This window comes from Candidatus Desulfolinea nitratireducens, from assembly GCF_982879505.1.
Genome location: NZ_CEYOSI010000176.1, coordinates 1 through 7,669 on the forward strand (window position 1 = coordinate 1; position 7,669 = coordinate 7,669).

Sequence of the window (7,669 nt, forward strand, 5' to 3'; positions counted from 1 at the left end):
ATATTCGTAATTTCTCCATCATCGCCCATATCGACCACGGCAAATCGACCCTCGCTGACCGCCTGCTGCAACTGACCGACACCATCGCAGACCGCGATATGACCGCGCAGGTCCTCGACGATATGGATCTCGAGCGTGAAAAGGGTGTCACCATTAAGGCCTCTGCCGTCTATATGAAGTACACCGGTGAAGACGGAATTATCTACGATCTCAATCTGATCGACACCCCCGGTCACGTCGATTTTGGCTACGAGGTCAGCCGTGCGATGAACGCCTGTGAGGGCGCCCTCCTCGTTGTGGATGCGACCCAGGGGATCGAGGCCCAAACGCTGGCAAATCTTTATTCCGCCCTCGAAGCGGATTTGGAAATTATTCCCGTTATCAATAAAATTGACATGACATTTGCCGACCCCGATAAGGTGGCGAACGATATCGTCAGCCTGCTCGGCGGCGACCCGGATTCGATCCTGCGCATCTCGGCCAAGAATAATATCAACATCCCTGTTGTTCTCGAAACGGTGGTTAAACGTGTTCCGCCGCCAAAAGGCGATCCGGATGCCCCGCTCCGCGCACTGATCTTTGACACCCATTATGATTCTTATAAAGGCGTAATAGCCTATGTCCGTGTTGTGGACGGTTCACTCACACCCACTGACACACTCAGGCTGATGGCCACAAAAACGGATCTCAAACCCGTCGAGATCGGCATCTTTGCACCAGTAATGAAAACCACAAAAACACTCAGCGCAGGCGAGGTTGGTTATATCGCCACAGGATTGAAAACTATCCAGGAATGCCGCGTCGGGGATACCATCACGCAAGCCAGAGGCCCAGCGAGCGGTCCGCTGCCGGGCTACCGGACGCCCAAACCGATGGTATTCGCCGGGATCTATCCCGTCGTCGCAGAGGAATACTCCGAACTCCGTGACGGGCTTGAAAAATTGCAACTCAATGATGCCTCCCTGGTCTACGAACCGGAAACATCCCAGGCCCTGGGATTTGGCTTCCGCGCCGGATTTTTGGGTCTCTTTCATATGGAGATCATTCAGGAGCGGATTGAGCGAGAATACGACCTGAACGTGCTTTTTACCGCGCCATCGGTTGAGTACGAGGTGCTGATGAAGGATGGCAAGACCCTTATGGTCGACTCGCCCGCCGAACTGCCCGAAGAGGGCGATATCGAGGAGATCCGCGAGCCGTGGATGAATATCGAAATTTTCACGCCCACTGAATATTATGGCCCGATCATGGAGTTGGTCACCAAGAGACGCGGTTCTTTCATAGAGCAGCAGTACCCCGCTCCCAGCCGTGTGCAGTTAAATTATGAAATTCCTCTTTCTGAGCTGATCATCGATTTCTTCGATGACTTGAAATCACGTACCCGCGGTTATGCTTCTTTAGATTATCATCTCGCCGAATATCGCAAGGATGATCTGGTTAAGCTGGAGATCCTGGTCAACCAGGAACCCGTGGATGCCCTGGCCGCAATTGTCCACCGTGAGGCAGCCTATCATAAAGGTCAGCGACTCATTACAAAGCTACGCAAAACCATCCCGCGCCAGATGTTCGATGTCGCCATCCAGGCCGCCGCAGCGGGACGTGTGATCAGCCGCGCCAACATCAAAGCCCTGCGCAAGGACGTGACCGCAAAATGCTACGGCGGCGATATATCCCGTAAAAAGAAATTACTCGAAAAACAGAAAAAGGGTAAGAAACGCATGAAGATGGTTGGCAATGTGGAGATCCCGCAGGCTGCCTTCATGGCGGTCTTAAAACTGGACGACGATTAAAGCTTTACCACAGAGACACAAAATTCACAGAGTTTTTCTCTGTGGATACAAAGATTCTTCTTTGTGCTCTCTGTGTCTTTGTGGTAAATTCCCGAAATGAAAACCTTCCTCCAAAACGCAAAACGCTGGCTCCCGGGTGCGATCATCAGTCTTGCTCTCGTTGCCGTTATATTAAATGCCGTTGACCTCCCTTCAACATGGAGGGCGATCCGTGCCGCAAATTACACTCTGCTCCTGGCAGCCGCCATTCTGAGCGTCATCTGGTTGATGGTGCGCGGCATTGTCTGGCGGACTTTGCTAAAAAACCGACCCTCTTATCGCGATACTTTCATTACGGTCGGCGAAGGCTATCTGATGAATAACTTTCTGCCCTTCCGTCTGGGGGAGATCGGGCGCGCTTTTTTACTCAGTCGAAAAACAGAACTCAGCTTTACCGAGATCCTGCCGACCATCGTCGTCGAGCGGATCTTCGATCTGATCATCTCGGCGGCGATTCTGATCACGGCCGTACCCTACGTGGCTGAAGCCGAGGGGACGGAACAGATCGGTTATCTGATCGGTGGGGTTGTTCTGATTGCAATTGTCGCCCTATATATTATCGCTCGAAATCAAAAATGGGCGCTCAACCTCTTCAACAAATTAACCGCCCGCATCCCTAAACTACAGGGACTCGGCAGCGGCCTGGTCGAATCGCTTCTGGCGGGTCTTTCAGTCTTTACCGAAGGCTGGCTCTTCCTCCGTTTCCTCTTTTGGATTCTGATCAACTGGGCGATCGCCATTTTCCAATATACCCTCATCATTGCCGCCTTCTTCCCACAGGCCACCCTTATTTGGGGTCTCTTTGGGCTTGGTGCAGCAGCATTTGGGAATGCCATCCCCTCGCTGCCGGGTGCAATCGGCACCCTCGAAGCGGCCATTGGTGGTGCGCTCAATCTCCTTTCTAACGATATGTCCACAGCCCTCGCGGTCGCCCTCGTCGTGCGCCTTTATAACTACGCTTTCACTGGCATTGTCGGGGTTTACGGTTTCACGACTGAGGGCGAAACGCTTTCGGGAATTTATCAGCAGTTGAAGGATTTTCGTAAGGGCGGGTCTTAGACCCGCCCCCACAGGGAAAATATTATGAAATACCTCATCACCGGTGGGGCCGGATTTATCGGCTCGAATTACGTCCACCGTCTGTTGGAACGCGGCGAGGATGTGATCGTCTATGATAATCTCTCCCGCGCGGGGGCACCTCGCAATGTGGATTGGCTGCGCCAGACTCACGGCGCGGACTCCTTTCAACTTGCCCAGGCTGATATACGCGATGCTGCATCCCTGGCATCCGCCGCCAGGGACGTAGAAGTCATCGTCCATCTGGCCGGCCAGGTGGCAGTGACAACATCGGTCACGGATCCCCGCGAGGATTTTGAGATCAACGCCCTCGGCACCTTCAACGTCATCGAGGCCGCCCGCCTTTCGGGACGTGACCCGATCGTGATCTACGCCTCCACAAATAAGGTTTACGGGGGGATGGAAGATGTCGCTCTCGCCGAGGATGCCACTCGTTGGCGCTACGCAAACCTGAAACACGGATGCCCCGAGTCGCAGCCCCTGGATTTTCATTCTCCCTACGGCTGTTCAAAGGGAACGGGGGATCAATATGCCCGCGATTATGCCCGTATTTATGGGCTGCGATCTGTCGTCCTTCGTCAGAGTTGCATTTATGGCCCGCGTCAATTTGGGGTTGAGGATCAGGGCTGGCTGGCGTGGTTTATCATTGCGGCGGTGACAGGACGACCGATCACGATCTATGGCGACGGCAAACAGGTCCGCGATGTGCTCCACGTGGACGATCTGCTGGATGCCTACGATGCGGCTATTAAACGGATTGATGTTGTCGCGGGGAAGGTTTACAACCTGGGTGGGGGGCCGGAAAATGTGATCTCGGTCTATGCCGAGTTCTTCCCGATGCTTGAAAAGCTGCTGGGGCGTAAAATCCCCGTTGCCCGAGACGATTGGCGCCCCGGCGATCAGCACGTCTTTTACGCCGATATCCGCGCGGCAGAATCTGCGCTTGGCTGGTGGCCGCAGATCGGTGTCGAGAAGGGAATCCAGAAGTTATTCGATTGGGTGATGAAAAATCGGGAGATGTTTTAGGATATTCATAAAAGAAAAGAAGGCCATAAGGCAATATTTTGTCCTGATGGCAGCTAACAATATTGTAGGTTGACAATAGTCATTCACAGCTTTATTATAGGCGCGACATTGCAGCCAACATTAAAGAAGCAAACCCCGCCATTTTCATGCGGGGTGCTTTTTTTAACACGATATTGTCTTGCTTCTGTCAATACAATTGTATTCTGCAACCGAAGATTGGGCTAAAGCGGGGATTTTGTGTCAACAATCCTTGAGTTTAATATAATCAGCGCGCACGCTATCCTGAGGCGCAGACAGATCAAATGTAATTTAACCGGATAGGAAAAGGAGTATGCTAGATGTCTACCCGGTTGATCCTTTGGCTTTATTTTAAGTACAGTCAGTGCCTGGCAATTGCACAAGCACGGGCAATCCATAAAAGGGTTGGTTGGGTGTCTTTGCTATTTCAAACTGAATGGCGGATATTCGTCAGTCACCAGCAGAATTGCGTAAGCCTCCACCCGCAGAGCCCAACGACCTACCCCGACATTGAAGTCGAAGAGACTTTTCGGATATGTTCCTTTTATCAGAATGGCGAACCAGGCTATGATCACGGCAAAGAAGGACCCAATCCCGAGAAATGCCAGGACAATGTAATGCGGGATCGCCAGTAACCATTTGGCCAGAGGCAGCCACTGATTGAGGTCCCTTTCTACATCCGGATAGTCGATTTCCAGGTGGACAGACTGTTCCTCGACAGTGGATGGGTATTGATCCGTGAGCAGGAAAAGGTAGGCGGCGACTCTGGCCCCAAATCGAGCCAGCTCGCGAGAAAAATCGAACCACCAGCGTGGATAACGCCTCCCAAAAACGATCATCAAGGCTGTGGCTGCGAAGAGACCACTTGCCAGACCTCCAACCGTCTCCTGAGTTGACTTCATCACATCACCGGCTTCATTGAGGAAAACAGTATTAGTGACAGTCTGACCTGCCTCCGAGATGAGACCGAGGATGATACCGATGGGAATGACCATGATCAATCGGAAGAAAGTTGTCATCCGATCCAGTTTCTCCGGATAGTCGATCTCCAGGCGGGCAGCGTATTTGGCGATATTTTCGTTTGTTTCCATTATTTTCTCCTTTTATTTAGGATTATCAATAACAATGACAATGTTTTTCTATTTGCCTCCTTTTTCGACATACCTGTGAACCTTGGCTGTCTTTTCAATCAGAGCTGGATGTCCCAGCCCCAACGAAAGCAAATTATTCCAACGTATGGTTAGGAAGTTATCCTTTTAGGACTTACGAATTTTTATAGTCCTGGTCCCAATGCTCTGCGTTGGGGTTTTGTAGACAAGCTACAACGCAGCGATAAAAGGTATTTTGCAAAAGTTCTGCCTTTTTCATAGTGTCCCTTCTTTCAACTTATTGATTTACAGAAAATGCTGGTCGTATAATATCAGGCTTAGTTGTTATGCTCTATTAGTATGACAACATTTCCCTTTTTTTGTCCTGTTTCGACATAGCGATGCGCCTCAGGAATTTCTTCCAATGGATAGCTTCTATCAATAACCGTTTTTAGCTTCCCGGATTCGATCAGCTCTTTTAGATAAATTAGATCTTCCCTCTTTTGGCTCGCTGCTGCAATAATTACTTTTTTGCTGCTCGTCAATGAAATCCATATTTTGAGAATAAGGTGCGACAGCCCAGCATTCGCTAAAAAATAATAACCATTTTCTTTTAGCGATTTTAACCTGCGTGAAAACAATCTCTTTCCTACGACATCGATAATCACATCATAGGTCTGGCCGTTTTTTGTGAAATCTTCTTGAGTGTAATCAATAACATAGTCTGCACCAATTGAGCGTAGCATCTCCATTTTCCCTGTGCTGTCAACACCAGTCACCTCAGCACCATAATACTTGGCAAGCTGTACGGAAAAAGTACCGATACTTCCACCTGCACCAAAAACCAAAACTTTTTGTCCGCGCTGAATATTTGCTAGCCTGAGATAATGCAATGCTTCAAACCCCGCAGTAGGAACTGCAGCGGCTTCCTGATAGGTCATATTGGATGGTTTTATTGCCAGGGTTCCCTGTACATCATTTGGGTCTCCAGGCAGAGAAATGTACTCAGCATATGCGCCAAAACCAAAACCAGTAGTTCCAAAAACCTGATCACTTTTTTTGAATAGTTCTACATCTTTGCCAACTTCCTCAACTTCTCCAGCTAATTCTTGTCCAAGGATGGTTATTCTTGTTGGTTTCGTGAGTCCCACATATAGCCTCATGGGGAACGATAACATAAGCGGGAGCTTGAGTCTTCGCAGCTCGCTGTCTCCTGCTGTTACTGTTGTCGCATGTATTTTTATCAATATTTCATTGTTTTTTGGGATTGGTTTTTCAACATCCTGTAGTTGAAGGACATCCGGTGGTCCGTATTTCGTCCACACAATTGCTTTCATATCTTCCTCCAACACAGCATTATTCTGATCATTTCAGAAAAGCTGACGACAAAACATCTTGAAATAAATCCGGGTGCAGTTCAATCTACAGGGCCCATATCCATTATACTGGCTTATTCAACTCTAAAAATATTTGCTGCTTCCAAAGTTGTTCTTAGGCTCATTAAATAGAAAACGGCTTATAGCCGTTTTCTATTCCTTTATTTCTATATTTGGTTTCCCGATCAGCGTAATTTACCCTTCCCAAAGATTGAAGATCACACCAAATGGGTCTCGGATATAACAATCCTGCCCCTTCCCTCTCCACCGAAGAACCTCACAACCATTTTCTACCAAATGGTCTCGAGCTTCTTCCAGGTTGCTTACGAATAATTCCATGACAGGGCCACTAAACTCATCATCTTCCAGGACAAATAAATTGATCGGATTCGCATCAAAGTCCGCCAATTCTGGATCAGAGGACCGATTCTCAAATCCAATCACGTTAGAATAGAATTCAACTGCTCCGGTGAAATCTTTATGTCTTATGGCAATATTTGGACTCATTCGTATCTTCATGGTTACTTCTTCCTGCTTACTCTTTATTAATTGATGCTGTTGAGGGAGATCTTTTCGACCTCATCCAATGATAATTTATCAATCAGAATTTTCTACAGAAGCTTTAATGTTTCTTAGATCTTCATCCAGCGCTTTTTGGGTCGCACCTTTAAAAATAAAGCTGGTTGCAGCAGCCATTATTTTTGCAAAGGTCCCCTGTGGTTCACCTTCAAATAGCATTCTTAAACAGGTTTCGCCACCCTGCGTTTCGATCTGCAATCTTGATATATAAACCGCTCCATGACTCTCTGCCCTGGTCTGATAATATTCGTTTTCTGCTGAATCAGTAATCCACATCACCTCAGTCGCAGACTTACCAAACATGATTCGTGTTTCACGCCATTTCAATCCTAATAACCCAGAGGCGGGTCTCTCCAATATTTCGATTTTTTCAATTGCCTCAATCGTATTGACTGAATTCTCAATGTCGGTGATGACTTTCCAGATTTGCTCTTTTGTATCATCTATACAAATATTTGATTCAATTTTCATGCTATTAATCCTTTCTTGCTTATTCAAATTTTAAATTCAACGTAATTTCTGCGGTTATTTCACATGCAATCGGGAAGGCGGCCTTGTTATTTTTCATTTTGAGCATCAGATTCTTCCAGGCTCTTCAAATATATAAGTGCATCTTCAATATGATCTTCACTGAAAACACGAATGCCTTTTTGTTCTAAGAGCTCAGCCGTTACAC

7 protein-coding genes are annotated in these 7,669 nt (G+C 48.1%); 3 read left to right on the forward strand and 4 right to left on the reverse strand.

Annotated elements, in window-relative coordinates; translation table 11 throughout:
• The first annotated feature begins 2 nt into the window (after positions 1-2).
• The 3 genes from lepA to AC3DOM_RS13625 all read left to right on the forward strand — a co-directional run bounded on the left by lepA (position 3) and on the right by AC3DOM_RS13625 (position 3,932).
• Positions 3-1,790: a translation elongation factor 4 gene (lepA, locus tag AC3DOM_RS13615; protein WP_487919592.1), complete on the forward strand. Its 1,788-nt coding sequence runs from the start codon at positions 3-5 to the stop codon at positions 1,788-1,790.
• 96 nt (positions 1,791-1,886) lie between these two features.
• The gene (locus AC3DOM_RS13620; protein ID WP_487919593.1) at positions 1,887-2,888 is read left to right on the forward strand and encodes a lysylphosphatidylglycerol synthase transmembrane domain-containing protein; all 1,002 of its coding nucleotides are present in this window, start codon (positions 1,887-1,889) and stop codon (positions 2,886-2,888) included.
• 24 nt (positions 2,889-2,912) lie between these two features.
• The gene (locus AC3DOM_RS13625) at positions 2,913-3,932 is read left to right on the forward strand and encodes an NAD-dependent epimerase/dehydratase family protein (RefSeq protein WP_487919594.1); all 1,020 of its coding nucleotides are present in this window, start codon (positions 2,913-2,915) and stop codon (positions 3,930-3,932) included.
• Positions 3,933-4,372: 440 nt separating this feature from the next.
• Here the strand turns inward: AC3DOM_RS13625 and AC3DOM_RS13630 are convergent, their stop codons facing one another.
• The 4 genes from AC3DOM_RS13630 to AC3DOM_RS13645 all read right to left on the reverse strand — a co-directional run bounded on the left by AC3DOM_RS13630 (position 4,373) and on the right by AC3DOM_RS13645 (position 7,464).
• Positions 4,373-5,041 (reverse strand): DUF4389 domain-containing protein, encoded by a 669-nt coding sequence (locus AC3DOM_RS13630; RefSeq protein ID WP_487919595.1) that lies wholly within the window; start codon positions 5,039-5,041, stop codon positions 4,373-4,375.
• A 335-nt stretch (positions 5,042-5,376) separates the two neighbouring features.
• Entirely contained in the window at positions 5,377-6,375 is a 999-nt protein-coding gene (locus AC3DOM_RS13635; protein ID WP_487919596.1) for an NAD(P)-dependent alcohol dehydrogenase, read from the reverse strand.
• Positions 6,376-6,609: 234 nt separating this feature from the next.
• Entirely contained in the window at positions 6,610-6,921 is a 312-nt protein-coding gene (locus AC3DOM_RS13640; RefSeq protein ID WP_487919597.1) for a VOC family protein, read from the reverse strand.
• Positions 6,922-7,011: 90 nt separating this feature from the next.
• Positions 7,012-7,464 (reverse strand): SRPBCC family protein, encoded by a 453-nt coding sequence (locus AC3DOM_RS13645; RefSeq protein WP_487919598.1) that lies wholly within the window; start codon positions 7,462-7,464, stop codon positions 7,012-7,014.
• Positions 7,465-7,669 lie beyond the last annotated feature (205 nt).

Coding starts and splice junctions, on each gene's coding strand:
- AC3DOM_RS13640 (WP_487919597.1), bottom strand. CDS start 6,921: ATGAGTCCAAATATTGCCATAAGACATAAAGATTTCACCGGAGCAGTT.
- AC3DOM_RS13620 (WP_487919593.1), top strand. CDS start 1,887: ATGAAAACCTTCCTCCAAAACGCAAAACGCTGGCTCCCGGGTGCGATC.
- AC3DOM_RS13635 (WP_487919596.1), bottom strand. CDS start 6,375: ATGAAAGCAATTGTGTGGACGAAATACGGACCACCGGATGTCCTTCAA.
- AC3DOM_RS13625 (WP_487919594.1), top strand. CDS start 2,913: ATGAAATACCTCATCACCGGTGGGGCCGGATTTATCGGCTCGAATTAC.
- AC3DOM_RS13645 (WP_487919598.1), bottom strand. CDS start 7,464: ATGAAAATTGAATCAAATATTTGTATAGATGATACAAAAGAGCAAATC.
- AC3DOM_RS13630 (WP_487919595.1), bottom strand. CDS start 5,041: ATGGAAACAAACGAAAATATCGCCAAATACGCTGCCCGCCTGGAGATC.